The following is a 12,410-nucleotide window of genomic DNA, read 5'->3' as shown; positions in this document are numbered from 1 at the left end:
TTTCCTTACCGTCAGAATGTTGCGCCACTCTACGCATGCATGTCCACGGCGCAAGCTGCTCCCGCGGTTCTTGGGCTCATGACGTAATGCTAATTCGCGACGGCATTGCAAAGGCGCAACGCAATCGTCCAACACCGCTAACCGATAATCTGGCTGAAAATAAAAAAGAGCCCGATGCGGGAGGAGGATGCATCGGGCTCTTGATCCGGATTGGCAACTGGGAGGAGGAGGAGGAGTGTTGCCAATCATTGAAGGAGCGCTGGGAGGAGGAGTGCGCTGCCTTCGAGGGATTAGATATAACGAGCGGATCGGGATGAACAGACCGTCTTTCGCAATGCAGCAATGCACTGGATGCATTGCTTTCTTCGTAGACGCCAAAAATACCGCATATCGCCGGCATTTTCTGGGGAGAAGCGCCTATTTTACAGTCGTTATCTACTCAAACTCCGCGATTCACATGATTGTGATCGGCGTTTTTGCATTGGAAGCGCTTCTCACTGACATCCAGCCGGCGAGCAATCTCCCGCCGGCTAGATGACTTTCGGTTCAGGCCGCCTTGAACGCCTTCTTGCCTTCTGCATCCAGCGCGGCAAATTCCTCGTCGGAAAGGACGATGTCGACCGCTGCGGTGTTTTCCTCGAGATGCTTGACCTTACCCGTGCCGGGGATCGGCAAGATCACCGGGCTGCGCTTCAGCACCCAGGCAAGCGCGATCTGGCTCGGCGCGGCATTGTGCTTCTTCGCGATGGTATCGAGCAGCGAGCCTTCCTTGGCAAGATCGCCGGCGGCCAGCGGGAACCAGGGGATGAAGCCGATGCCATGCTTTTCGCAATAGTCGAGCACGTCTTCGCTGGTGCGATCGACCAAATTGTAGCGGTTCTGCACCGTCACCACCTTGAAATGCTTCGATGCGGCTTCGATGTCGGCAACGGAGACTTCGCTCAAGCCGGCATGGCGGACGAGACCGTCATTCAAGAGAGATTTCACGGCGTCGAACTGTTCTGCTGCAGGCACCTTGGGATCGATGCGATGGAGCTGCCAGAGATCGATGCGCTCGACGCCGAGGTTGCGCAGGCTCTTGTGCGCCTGCTGGATCAGATATTCAGGACGACCCACAGGCACCCAGACATTCGGGCCGGTTCGGGTGAGTCCGCCCTTGGTCGCGACCACGAGACCGTGGCCATAGGGATGGAGCGCCTCCTTGATCAGGCGTTCGGAAACGTCCGGACCATAGGAATCGGCCGTATCGATGAAATTGATGCCGAGTTCCGGCAGGCGCCTCAGCGTGCGGACGGCTTCATCATGGTCCTCTGGCTCGCCCCAGATACCGGAACCGGTAATGCGCATAGCGCCGAAACCGAGACGATGGACGGGGAGATCACCGCCGATCTTGAACTGACCGGACTTGGCTGCATCGAATGCTGACATGGTTATAGTCCCTTTTGCTGATGTGAAATGTCTTATGCGTCTCGGCCTCCGAAAGGAGCCGGAATCCGACGGGCAAATCGAACGTCCCGCGAGGGGAAAACAGGTGTCGCGACCGATACTAGATGGGTCTGCATCGCAGCTTATGCAATGTGTCGATGCATGATGCGCCAGGACCGGCCAGTCGGCTTGTCCTTGGTTTGGTCTTGCGCCCTCACGTGCGCCGTTGCACCTGTTTGCCGATATCGGCAAGCGTGGCCCAAAGCTCATCGAACAGGTTGCGAGCGAACTGCTCCATGGAAACGTCCTGCGGAGATTGCATCCAGCGCTCGCTGCCGATGCGCAGCATCGTCACGACCGCGGCGGCAAGCATGCCAAGGCGAAGACGCTCCTCCTGGCTGCCGCTGCCACGGGCAAACAGCGCATCCGCGAGCTTCTTCTCCAGTTTGGCATATTTGAGTTGGTCGCGGGCTTGAAGCGTCGGCGTATTGTGAATGAGGGCGGCCAGAGCAAGGCTTTGCGGATCGGCGATGGCAGTACGAAGGGCAGAATTGACAGCCGCCTCGATGACGTCGACGACCGACGCATCTTCGGGCTGGACGGCAACCGCGCCGATCAGCTCGCGGGCGAAACCATCCTGCCAGGCGGCAACGACCTCTTCCTTGCTTGGGAAGTAATCGAAGAAACTACGCTTGGAAACGTCGGCCGCCTCGGTGATGTCTTCGATTGTCGTGGCATCAAAGCCGCGCTCGAGAAAAAGCTTCAAGGCTGCGGCTTCGATGCGTTCGCGGGTTTGACGGCGCTTACGCTCGCGCCGGCCTTCCGTTACCGCGCTATCGACATGCGGCTTTTTCGCCATCCGCTACCCCCGGCACTCGCTTCGGGCCGCCCCAAATCGGCCTTGCCGGCTCCCTGCGCCTAAGCGCTGATTCCAGCATTCTCTCCGGTGCTACGATATTTGGAGCCGATGATCGAGAGCTCCAGAGGATTTTGCCGCGATATCCTGTAGACGCCGGCCGGCGGAATGTTGCGCACCGTCCCGCCGATGCGCTTTGCAGTAAGCCCAAGGCTTTCAAGGATCGCTTTCTGTACCGGGCAGCGCGGGCCATAGGTGAACTGATAGAAAGCTCCTCCCGGCTTCATCGCTTCGAAGGCACCGCCAACGATGGCCTCGACTTTCGAAGGCGGCATGGACAGCAGCGGCAAACCACTGACGACGGCGCCGAACGGCGCGTCATCGAAAAGGCCGCATTGGCCGAGCTGCGCCGCATCCATCTGCACGATACGCGCCTCGGGAAAGCGCCCGCGCAACCGAACGGCAAACTCCTCGCCGAACTCGACGAGCGTGAGCGCGCTTTCCGCAATACCACGCGCCAGCAGTGCGCGCGTGAATACACCCGTGCCCGGACCGAGCTCGAGGATCGGGCCATCGAGCGGCTCGATCTCCTGGGTCATCAATCTCGCCAGCCGTTCGCCCGAGGGGGCAACCGCCGCCACGCGCAGGGGATCGCTGACCCAGGAGCGGAAGAACTGCACAAAATCAGCGCATGAAGTCTTTGTCGTCATTCCGCAAATCCAATCTTCGGACACGATATCAAATATATGGCGATGAGGGCCGAGCAGCGTGGCAATTCAAAGGCATGCCGCGCCAATGGGCCGTCGAAATCGTTGATATGCAGGCGAAACCATGAATTTCGCGCTTACATTTTTTCATCTATTGCAAACTTGCATTTAGTATAGAAATTACCAGATACAATGGGCAATGCCAATCTCTCCCACAGGAGTTTCCGCAATGCCAGACTGGACAGTGAAGGATATTCCACCCCAAACAGGCCGCATCGCAGTCATCACCGGCGCCAATAGCGGCATAGGCTACGAAACGGCAAAGGCGCTGGCGGGCGCTGGTGCAAAGGTGATCATCGCCTCTCGCAATGAGACCAAGGCCAATGAAGCGCTCGCCAAGATCCGCGGGGCGACACCCGCAGCGGACGTCACGTTCGAACCGCTGGATCTCGCCAGCCTCGATTCCGTCGCCCGCACGGCAGGCCGCATCGCCGCCACTGTGCCGCGTGTCGATCTGCTCATCAACAATGCCGGCGTCATGGCCATTCCCGATCGTCATGAGACGGAAGACGGTTTCGAGATGCAGATGGGCGCCAATTATATCGGACATTTTGCCTGGACCATGCGGCTATTGCCGAAAATCTTCGCCGCCGACAGCCCGCGCGTCGTCACCGTCAGCAGCCTTGCCCATCGCAGCGGCAGGATCAATTTCGACGATCTGCAGTGGCGCAGGCGCTATCGGTCCTGGTCCGCCTATTGCCAATCGAAGCTCGCAACGCTGCTGTTCAGTTTGGAACTCGATCGCATCGCCCGCGCCGAAGGCTGGAAGCTGAAAAGCGTTGCCGCCCATCCCGGCTATGCCGCGACCAGCCTGCAGACCACGGGTCCGCGCATGGGTCGCGACCGGGCCGGCAGCCTCGAAATCGCGACGAGATTGCTGGGGCCGCTTCTATCGCATACGGCGGCAGCCGGCGCCCTGCCGACCCTCTTTGCGGCCACCTCGCCCACGGCAGAAGGCGGCGCCATGTATGGCCCTGACGGCTTTTACGAACTCAAGGGGCCGCCGGTGCGAGCCAAGATCGCGTCGCATGCCCGTGACCAAGCCATCTGGCGGCGGTTATGGGACATTTCGGAGCAACTGACCGCAGCGGCCTGAAACAGAATCCCTCTCTGCTCGGCAGGGAGGGATCCAAGGCTGTCAGATCACGGGCTCACGCACTGGCGGCGCGGGCCGCTGGTTGGCTGGTAGGTATTATCGGACGCGCGGTATGTCTTATATCGGCTTGCGCACCAGCGGACATGCGCGCTGCCGCGGGGCGGCTGTGAAACGGCACTACCGATGATCGCGCCGGCGGTGAAGGCGGCCATCGGATACCACCAGCCATTATGGCGCCGGTAGCCCGGGCGGTGATAACGATAGCCGCGATGGCCATGCCAATAGCCCGGGCGATGATGCGGACGATAGTGTGGTCGATAGTGCGGACGGTGATGCCGGCGATAGTATCTGTTGTGGTGCCGATATTGGACTTCGGTTAGGCCGGCAGGCTGCTCACCCGTCTGCTGGATGGCCGGCTGGATCAGTGGCTGAATTGGCGCGGCCGCCACCGGATCGAAAGATGTAACGGCAAGCAAGGCACTCAGGACGGTCACTGTCACGGTTGTCAGGAATCGTTTCACAGCTCTTCTCCTCCTGTCGAGTCGTAATACTGATGAACAACGCGCAATGATTGAAAACCTTTCACAATATTATCGCTTGCGCAAGTACATGCCACGCGATAGGCATATAGATAGGAAGCCTATCTATCTATCACCGAGCGAGACGCAATGAGTGAAGCCGACCACCATCATGGCAGCGACGACGCCTACGCGCTTGCCGAAGCGCTGCGTCCTGCCCTCCATCGTCTTTATCGGCAATTGCGACGCGAGAGCGACGAGGCCGAGTTGTCGCCGCTACATGCCCTGCTCCTGGTCGCTATCATCCAGCAGCCAGGCATCGGCGTAGCCGAACTGGCGCGGATGGAGAGGCTGCGCGGACCGACGATTTCAGGGCACGTGAAGGCGATGGAGCGGGATGGCCTCATTGCGCGCGCGGACCCCGATCCGAACGATCGGCGCCGCAATGGCTTGATTGCCACCGAGAAGGGGCAGGAATTCATTCGGCGCCTGAAACAACGGCGAACGGACTGGCTCGCCTCCGAACTCACCAAACTGTCGCCGCAGCAGCGTGACGCCATTCGCGCCGCCATCGAACCGCTCATGGAGATCGGGCAATGAATGCGACTCTTCCGGACAGCGCCGCGCCATCGGCGCCGGCAGCAGACGTCCCGCCCGATCGCCGCGAGATCCGCGCCGTCATCCTCGGGCTGATGATCGTTCTCGGCCTCGGCGCCCTCGACCAAAGCATCGTCGCAACGGCGCTGCCGCGCATCGTCAGCGATCTCGGCGGCCTGACGCATCTCTCCTGGGTGGTCAGCGCCTATGTACTCGCCTCGACCAGCACCATGCCGCTCTATGGCAAGCTCAGCGATCAGTACGGCCGCAAACCGATGATCTATGCGGCGATCCTCATCTTCCTTCTGGGTTCGGTGCTGAGCGGCATGGCGCAGACGCTGCCGCAGCTGATCATCTTCCGGGCGATCCAGGGCATCGGCGCCGGCGGATTGCTGCCGCTGGCGCAGATCATCATCGGCGATATCGTACCGCCGGCGAGACGTGGCCGCAATCAGGGCTCGATCGCGGCCGTCTTCGCCGTCTGCAGCGTCATCGGCCCGATTGCCGGTGGCGTTATCACCGATCTCCTGTCATGGCACTGGATCTTCTACGTCAACCTGCCGATCGGCGCCGTCGCGCTCGTCATGATCGGCCGGGCGCTGAAGCGGCCGCATCAAGCACGCATCCGCCGCATCGACTACCTCGGCGCGGCGCTGCTGACCGGCTGTACGACAAGCTTCCTGCTGGTGCTCGCCCTCGGCGGCAATGAATGGGCCTGGAACTCGCCTGAGATCTTCGGCCTCTCCGTTCTCGCGCTCGTCCTTTTCGTCTTTCTCATCCTTCACATCCGGCGCGAGCCCGAGCCGGTGCTGCCGCCCGATCTCTTCGGTAATCGGCTCTTCGTCGTCGCCTGCCTCGTACTGGCTTTGACCTTCATGGGTATGCTGGGAGCGAGCCTGTTCTTTCCGCTGTTCTTTCAGATGGTCATGGGCGTCAGCCCCTCACATTCGGGCCTGCTCACCGGCCCGCTGATGATCGGCGTCGTCGTCTCCTCCATGGTCAACGGGCGGGTGCTGTTGCATCGCTTCGGGCGCTACAAGCCGGCGCAGCTCTGCGGCCTCAGCCTGGCAACCGCCGCCTTTGCCGTGCTCGCCTGGGCGGCCGCCACCAGCCAAGGCTTCTGGATCATCGAGCCGACGGTCTTTGCCCTCGGCCTTGGCCTTGGCCTCGTCATGCCCACGATGACGATCGCGGTGCAGAATGCCCTGCCCCTTGCCCATCGTGGTGTGGGTACGGCGACGCTCGCCTTCTTCCGCTCGCTCGGCGGCCTCATCGGCGTCACCGGCTCCGGCGCCATCCTGGCCTACCGCGTACAGAATGCCGGCGGCGTCCTCGACGGGATGCATGGCTCCTCATTGACCGAAGCCGGCATGAAGCAGCTCGCCACCGCCTCCCCCGAGGCTCATGCCGCCGCGATAGCGCTCTATCGTCACGCGATCGCCATGACCTTTGCGACCGGCACGGCAATTGTAGCGCTGGCGCTGATCGTGCTGCTGTTTCTGCCGGAATTGCCGCTGAAGATGGAGCATGGGCCGGAAAAGGTACGCCCAAGCTGAGCTGCGCACGATATGGCTACGGAAGCAGAAGCCCGGCATCCCGGTGCTTATTCGCAGGGCCGCCCCCCTTCGCTCCGGGTTCCGAAGAGCGCGTCAACTCTGCAGCTTACGCTGAGCTTCCGCTTTGCCGTCCTCGGGCAGGTCCATGTTGTGCATGACGGCGATCGACCAGACATCGTGTTCGCGCACGATCACCATGTTGATCAGCCCATAGCGTTCAGGCCATTCATTCCCTTGCGGATCGCGCGCCCCTGTCATGCTCCAGTGAATGTCGAGTGCGGCAACATCGGAGCGGATAGGACGCATTTGGGTTTTGATGGCTTTGAGCTGACTGTCCTTGAACATCGTCTCGAATATGGGCCTGTGAAACTGCTCGATCAATGATCGGCCCGTTGCCTTCATTCCAAATACGTTCGTGAAATCGGCGTCTTGCGCAAATATCGCGGAAAAGGCGCTGGCATCGTGGCTATTCCATGCGGCGACGAACGCATCAACGATTTGTTGTGCGGCTTGTCCAACGTCCGGATGCAGTGACATCTCACGTTCCCTCCTTTATTATGAATGCCATACTATATGGCAACCGGACTTAATTGGAAATATGGCAACACCCTACACGCAATCACTTCTGCTCTATGCCTACCAGGCTTCCGCACGGGCGCTCACCCAGACGCTACACGAACGCGGCCATCCAGCTATCCGACTGAAGCATGGCGCAGTCTTTGCCAATATCGATGAAGAAGGAACCAGAGCCAGCCTGCTTGCCGAAAGGGCGGGCATGGGCAAGGCCGCAATGGGCGAACTGATCGATGATCTGGAACGTCTTGGCTATGTCGAGCGGGTGCCGGATCCTACGGACAGGCGCGCCAAGCTCGTCACCGCCAGGCCGGAGGCGCGGCAGGTGATGCAAATCGTTCACGAATTTAACGACGGGATCGAACGGCGATATCGTGAGCTGTTGGGAGAGCAAGCCTATCGGATATTGCGCACCGCCCTGCGGACCATCGCGGCAAAGGAGGACATGCAGCCCATAATTCGTTAATGCAAAGAAGCAGGCAGATATTCAGGCGGCGCAACATCGCTGACAGCGCCGACCGCGCAGCGGCATGGACATCACAAGCTGTTGCGAATGCTTGCGTGGGTCGAAGCTAAGACATGTCGCGCAGAAGTGTTCGGCAGCTTTGCTGCAGCGACGTGCGCAATATCAAAGACTCAACGCGCGAGAAACGAATCTCAAGGATCGCGATACGCTTTAGACAAGAAGATGCCAAGCTTGGTCTAGAATAGTGAAGAAATGGCGCACCCGAAGAGATTCGAACTCCTGACCCCCAGATTCGTAGTCTGGTGCTCTATCCAGCTGAGCTACGGGTGCGTGGCCGAAACGGAAGAAACCGTTGGCGTGGGCGGTTCTCTAAAGCCTCCCTTGAGGGAATGCAAGTGGATTTGTGAAAAAGATCGCGATTTTCGTGCATATTGACGCCAAGCGCCTGAAAACAATCATCTTTCTTGGAAGCTTCTGCTGCGATAGTCATCAAGGGATACTGGGCGGTCGGGAATTTCAATGCGGAACTGCGTGCCGGCCACCGGCTTTTCCACGAGCGCAATGGTGCCGCCATGGGCAAGGACGAGCTCACGGGCGATCGCCAGACCTAGGCCGGTGCCGCCGGAGCGGGCCGAGCCACGGAAAGCGGTGAAGAGATTTTCGCGCGCCTTCTGCGGCATGCCGGGTCCGGTGTCGTCGACGGTGATGCTGACGACACTGCCGATTCGATGCGCCGATACCGTGATGCGCCTGACACTGTCCGGATCCGTCTCGCCGAAAGCGATCAGTGCCTGATGGGCATTGCGGCAGAGATTGTGAATGACACGGAACAGCTGCTCGCTGTCGGCATCGACCTCCAGATCCGGACTGAGCTGCTCGGCGAATTCTATGCCGCTATCGGGATCGATCGCGAGGATATCGCGGACTTCGCCGACGAGTTCGAGGAGACGGATCTTGCGCCGGCGCGGCGCGGACTCGGAGGTCTGGCCGTAGGACAGAACTTCGGTCGTATAACCGACGGCACGGTCGATGGTCCGCAGCAGTTTCGGCGCGAAGCGCTTGACCATCGGGTCATCCACATCGACAAGCCGGTCCGACATCAGCTGTGCCGCCGAGAGGATGTTGCGCATGTCGTGATTGATCTTCGAAACCGCCAGCCCGAGAGCGGCGAGATTCTTCTGCTGCTTCAGGGTCTTCTGCAGCTGCGACTGCATGGAGGCGAGGTGGCGGCCGGCCACGGCAAGCTCATCGCCTCCCCTGTCGGGAACGAGGATGCGGCCCGGATCCTCAGGATCGTCCGAATAGGCCTGCATGCTGTCCGTCAGCCTGCGGATCGGGCGGATCATCATGCGGTTGATCGCGAAGAAGATCAGCGTCGCCGTGAACAGCGAGATCAGGATGGAGACGAAGAACACGCTGACGGAATAGGCCAGCATCGCATTGCGCAGGCGGGTATCCTTCAGCACCACCTCGATGCCGGTGTTGGCATCGCCGCCGACAGGACCGAAAACACGGATGATGCGGTTGCCGCCGAACAGCAGCGTATCGAGCGCGTCCTTGATCGCAGTCAGCTGGGAAACGTCACTAAGATCGTATTTTTCATCGACGGAGGCCGGCATTTCGGCTGTGGCCAACAGGCGCGAAGTGCCGTCCTTGCGCAGGACGATGGCCCGCGTGCCCGTCGCCATCAACGTCTCCTTTTGCAGCGCACGGGGGAGTTCGGCCGGCTGCAGGCCATCGATGACGATCGCGGCGGCGGCGGCAGTATTCAGCCGATCCTCCAGCCAGCGCAGCCGCATATTGGCGACGGAGGGCACGAAGATGAGCACTTCCGCCACGGAAATGAAAACGACAGTCAGAATAAGGAGCTTGCCGGAAAGGCCGCCAAAGATGCCCGTGGGACGGCAAGACTGGGACAGGCCGCCCTTGGCGACCTTATCGCCCATTGCGGCGTCCTTATCCTGCCCACTGTCCATTTCAATTGTCCCGCTTCGCTGCAAAGCGATCCGATGCGATCTGATCGAAACCAGATAATAGGCGATTGTGGGCTTTTTTCCAATCGGCTCTGCGCTTGGACAAACAAACAAGGCCGGCCGCGCTACTCGGGCGAGGCCGGCCTTGGATTTGGCCTCATGGTTGAACGATCAGAACTCTTCCCAGCCTTGCGTCGCGGTGGCCGGTGCGGCCGCCGCCCCGCCGCCGAAGGCGGTAGCGACCCTATCGATCATCCGGCGTGCCGGCGATGCCGTAGGACGATGCGTCTCAGCGCGCGCGGGCACGGGTGCTGTGACATTGACGGCATCCACCTTGAAGCGCGAAACGAGATGGACAAGGCCATCGGCCTCGGCCGCCAGGCGATGGGTCGCGGCCGAAGTCTCCTCGACCATGGCGGCATTGCGCTGCGTGACTTCATCCATCTGGTTGACGGCCTTGTTCACCTCCGACAAGCCCGTTGCCTGTTCGCGCGCCGCCGTCGCTATCGAATGAATGTGATCGTTGATCTTCAGCACGCGGGCCTCGATGGAGGACAGCGCCTCGCCGGTTGCCTGCACGAGCTTGACGCCGACCTGCACCTCGTCGCCGGACTTGCCGATCAGCGCCTTGATATCCTTGGCCGCGGTGGCCGAGCGCTGAGCAAGCTCGCGCACTTCCTGAGCGACGACGGCGAAACCCTTACCTGCCTCGCCGGCGCGAGCCGCTTCGACGCCCGCGTTCAATGCGAGAAGATTGGTCTGAAAGGCGATGTCGTCGATCACGCCGATGATCTGGCTGATCTCGCCCGATGCCTGCTCGATACGGCCCATGGCGTCGATCGCATTGCGAACCACCGTGCCGGAACGAGCCGCGTCGTCCTTGGCTTCGCTGACCATGACGCTCGCCTCGCGCGCCCGCTCCGTGGAATTCTGGACGACAGAGGTGATCTCGTCGAGCGCTGCCGAGGTTTCCTCCAGTGCCGCCGCCTGCTGTTCGGTGCGCTTGGAGAGGTCGTCACTGGCGTGGCGCAGCTCATTGGTGTTGGAATTGATCGAGCCGGTGGTGCCGCGCACCTCGCTCATGGTGCTCTTCAGCGTCGCAAGCGTCGCATTGACGTTCTGCTGCAGTTCGGCAAAGGCGCCCTGGAATTCGCCCTTCATCGCCTGGGTCAGATCACCGTCCGCCAGGCTCGCGATGACGCGGCGGACTTCACCGATGCCTCTGTCGACGCTGACAAGCAGCTCGTTGACGTTGCCAGCGAAGCGATTGAGGTTGACGTCACCATAGTCCTTCTCGATGCGGTGGCTGAAATCGCCGGCCGCCGCGGCCGAGACGACGAGAGACATGCTCGACTGAAGCTCGTCGCTCTTGGCGCGCATGGCCGTTTCCTCGGCATTCATGCGGCGCACGGCATTGCCGTTTTCCTTGAAGATGTCGACGGCCGCGGCCATCTCGCCGATTTCGTCGCCACGGCCGGCAAACGGCACCTCTATATCGAAATGGCCGTCGGCGACATTCTTTATCGCATCGGTCACCTTGCGGATCGGGCGGCTCAGATGGACGGTTCCGATATAGGCGCCGAGGCCGACACCGGCCACGATACCGACGATCATGATGGAGAGGACCACCCAGAGCACAGTGCTGTGGAAGGTTGCGATCTCGGCCTCCGCCTTCGCAAGTTCCGCCTTATCGGTCTGGACGATCGCATCGATCTCAGCCTGGAAAGCCTTGCGGTTGGCGCGGTTCGCCTCGTTGTTGCCCTGCTTGCCGGCGGCATCCGGGCCATCGGTCACGCCGAGCCTGGCCGTTTCCGTGCGAAAGGCGCGAAACTCCTGGGCGCGCGCCTGCAGCTTGGTGAATTCCGGCTTCTGCGTCTCCGGCACCAGAGGCGCCCAGCTTGCCAGCACCTTGTCGATTTCGCCGAGATCGGCCATCAGCCCATCGGCAAAGGGTTTGGAATCTTTTGCCGCAGCCGCGGCATAGATGCCGCGCGCTTCCATGACCACTGCGGTCACGTAGCGATTCAGGCGCTCGCCCATGTAAGCGCGGCTCGCCGTCTGCTCGTAGCTCTGTAATTTCTGGTCATATTGATGCAACGCATAAAGCGCGGTGGCGCCGATCAGAAGCGCCGCCCCGGCCATGACAGATACAAGCAGATTTATTTTGCCGCGAATTCTCACAATACCCCTCCGGCGCAGATCCCATCCCCCATAAATCGATGGGTTTTACCACACAGGGCTAGATATCGACTAAAATCATTAATGTTATATTGAGTTATCTTTAATCTAAGCGTCCGACATTCTTCACTATACTAATTGTATATTTTAGGAATTATGCAATTTATATTCAAGGTTGCGCACATTCCGCCGGGGAGCAGCAGCCAGATAGCAATCAGCCGCCGCCGATCGCGCGAAATTGCCGGAGCTCAAGGAATCTGCGCCCATATAATTGACTTCCGGGGCCTTGATCCGTATAAGCCCGCGCACGTTCGGTCACCGTGCCTGCTTTTGCGGGCCAAGTCCGTTCGCCATAATCAACAACGCTCCTTGCTACTCAAAGCAAAGCTCAAGAAGGGCCGCACT

At 60.5% G+C, this 12,410-nt stretch carries 11 protein-coding genes and 1 tRNA gene; 4 read left to right on the top strand and 8 right to left on the bottom strand.

Translation table 11 applies throughout. The annotated features are described in order from the left end of the window. Positions 1–546: 546 nt before the first annotated feature. From PH552_RS20680 to PH552_RS20670, 3 genes are all read right to left on the bottom strand, one after another. On the bottom strand, positions 547–1,428 hold the full coding sequence (locus PH552_RS20680) for an aldo/keto reductase (protein WP_183762538.1): 882 nt from the start codon (positions 1,426–1,428) through the stop codon (positions 547–549). A 211-nt stretch (positions 1,429–1,639) separates the two neighbouring features. After that, positions 1,640–2,284, bottom strand: a complete 645-nt coding sequence (locus tag PH552_RS20675; RefSeq protein ID WP_183762536.1) for a TetR family transcriptional regulator — start codon at positions 2,282–2,284, stop codon at positions 1,640–1,642. A 59-nt stretch (positions 2,285–2,343) separates the two neighbouring features. Then, positions 2,344–2,991 (bottom strand): class I SAM-dependent methyltransferase, encoded by a 648-nt coding sequence (locus tag PH552_RS20670; protein WP_183762535.1) that lies wholly within the window; start codon positions 2,989–2,991, stop codon positions 2,344–2,346. Positions 2,992–3,217: 226 nt separating this feature from the next. Here PH552_RS20670 and PH552_RS20665 point away from each other — a divergent pair, with 226 nt between their 5' ends. After that, the gene (locus PH552_RS20665; RefSeq protein WP_112343703.1) at positions 3,218–4,144 is read left to right on the top strand and encodes an oxidoreductase; all 927 of its coding nucleotides are present in this window, start codon (positions 3,218–3,220) and stop codon (positions 4,142–4,144) included. A gap of 47 nt (positions 4,145–4,191) precedes the next feature. Here the strand turns inward: PH552_RS20665 and PH552_RS20660 are convergent, their stop codons facing one another. Then, positions 4,192–4,665 carry a BA14K family protein gene (locus PH552_RS20660; protein ID WP_113249798.1) on the bottom strand — a complete coding sequence of 158 codons (474 nt, stop codon included), beginning with the start codon at positions 4,663–4,665 and terminating at the stop codon, positions 4,192–4,194. Positions 4,666–4,812: 147 nt separating this feature from the next. Between PH552_RS20660 and PH552_RS20655 the strand changes: the two genes are divergently transcribed. Both PH552_RS20655 and PH552_RS20650 read left to right on the top strand, forming a co-directional pair. Then, positions 4,813–5,262: a MarR family winged helix-turn-helix transcriptional regulator gene (locus PH552_RS20655; RefSeq protein WP_113249799.1), complete on the top strand. Its 450-nt coding sequence runs from the start codon at positions 4,813–4,815 to the stop codon at positions 5,260–5,262. After that, positions 5,259–6,815, top strand: coding sequence for an MDR family MFS transporter (locus PH552_RS20650; RefSeq protein WP_183762534.1), 1,557 nt, complete (start codon positions 5,259–5,261; stop codon positions 6,813–6,815). The genes PH552_RS20655 and PH552_RS20650 overlap by 4 nt, the downstream gene beginning before the upstream one ends. A gap of 93 nt (positions 6,816–6,908) precedes the next feature. On the opposite strand, the gene PH552_RS20645 is transcribed toward PH552_RS20650, so the two are convergent. Then, on the bottom strand, positions 6,909–7,352 hold the full coding sequence (locus PH552_RS20645; protein ID WP_183762530.1) for an SgcJ/EcaC family oxidoreductase: 444 nt from the start codon (positions 7,350–7,352) through the stop codon (positions 6,909–6,911). Between the two features lie 61 nt (positions 7,353–7,413). On the opposite strand from PH552_RS20645, the gene PH552_RS20640 reads away from it, so the two are divergent. Next, complete coding sequence (locus PH552_RS20640; RefSeq protein WP_285166266.1) at positions 7,414–7,854, top strand: MarR family winged helix-turn-helix transcriptional regulator; 441 nt, start codon at positions 7,414–7,416, stop codon at positions 7,852–7,854. Between the two features lie 253 nt (positions 7,855–8,107). On the opposite strand, the gene PH552_RS20635 is transcribed toward PH552_RS20640, so the two are convergent. The 3 genes from PH552_RS20635 to PH552_RS20625 all read right to left on the bottom strand — a co-directional run bounded on the left by PH552_RS20635 (position 8,108) and on the right by PH552_RS20625 (position 12,008). Then, positions 8,108–8,184 (bottom strand) — tRNA-Arg (locus PH552_RS20635). A gap of 125 nt (positions 8,185–8,309) precedes the next feature. Further along, a complete protein-coding gene (locus PH552_RS20630) occupies positions 8,310–9,800 on the bottom strand; it encodes a sensor histidine kinase (RefSeq protein ID WP_246698533.1) in 1,491 nt (496 codons plus the stop codon). Positions 9,801–9,998: 198 nt separating this feature from the next. Beyond that, positions 9,999–12,008 carry a methyl-accepting chemotaxis protein gene (locus PH552_RS20625; RefSeq protein ID WP_183762527.1) on the bottom strand — a complete coding sequence of 670 codons (2,010 nt, stop codon included), beginning with the start codon at positions 12,006–12,008 and terminating at the stop codon, positions 9,999–10,001. Positions 12,009–12,410 lie beyond the last annotated feature (402 nt).

This window comes from Rhizobium aureum (assembly GCF_030182495.1).
Lineage (GTDB): Bacteria > Pseudomonadota > Alphaproteobacteria > Rhizobiales > Rhizobiaceae > Rhizobium > Rhizobium tropici_C.
Note: the sequence above shows the minus strand (reverse complement) of the source record. Positions and strands in the feature narration are given on the sequence as shown.

What these genes read in the sequence shown, in the direction of transcription:
- PH552_RS20680 (WP_183762538.1), bottom strand. Translation starts at nt 1,428, where the DNA reads ATGTCAGCATTCGATGCAGCCAAGTCCGGTCAGTTCAAGATCGGCGGT.
- PH552_RS20675 (WP_183762536.1), bottom strand. Translation starts at nt 2,284, where the DNA reads ATGGCGAAAAAGCCGCATGTCGATAGCGCGGTAACGGAAGGCCGGCGC.
- PH552_RS20670 (WP_183762535.1), bottom strand. Translation starts at nt 2,991, where the DNA reads ATGACGACAAAGACTTCATGCGCTGATTTTGTGCAGTTCTTCCGCTCC.
- PH552_RS20665 (WP_112343703.1), top strand. Translation starts at nt 3,218, where the DNA reads ATGCCAGACTGGACAGTGAAGGATATTCCACCCCAAACAGGCCGCATC.
- PH552_RS20655 (WP_113249799.1), top strand. Translation starts at nt 4,813, where the DNA reads ATGAGTGAAGCCGACCACCATCATGGCAGCGACGACGCCTACGCGCTT.
- PH552_RS20650 (WP_183762534.1), top strand. Translation starts at nt 5,259, where the DNA reads ATGAATGCGACTCTTCCGGACAGCGCCGCGCCATCGGCGCCGGCAGCA.
- PH552_RS20645 (WP_183762530.1), bottom strand. Translation starts at nt 7,352, where the DNA reads ATGTCACTGCATCCGGACGTTGGACAAGCCGCACAACAAATCGTTGAT.
- PH552_RS20640 (WP_285166266.1), top strand. Translation starts at nt 7,414, where the DNA reads ATGGCAACACCCTACACGCAATCACTTCTGCTCTATGCCTACCAGGCT.
- PH552_RS20630 (WP_246698533.1), bottom strand. Translation starts at nt 9,800, where the DNA reads ATGGGCGATAAGGTCGCCAAGGGCGGCCTGTCCCAGTCTTGCCGTCCC.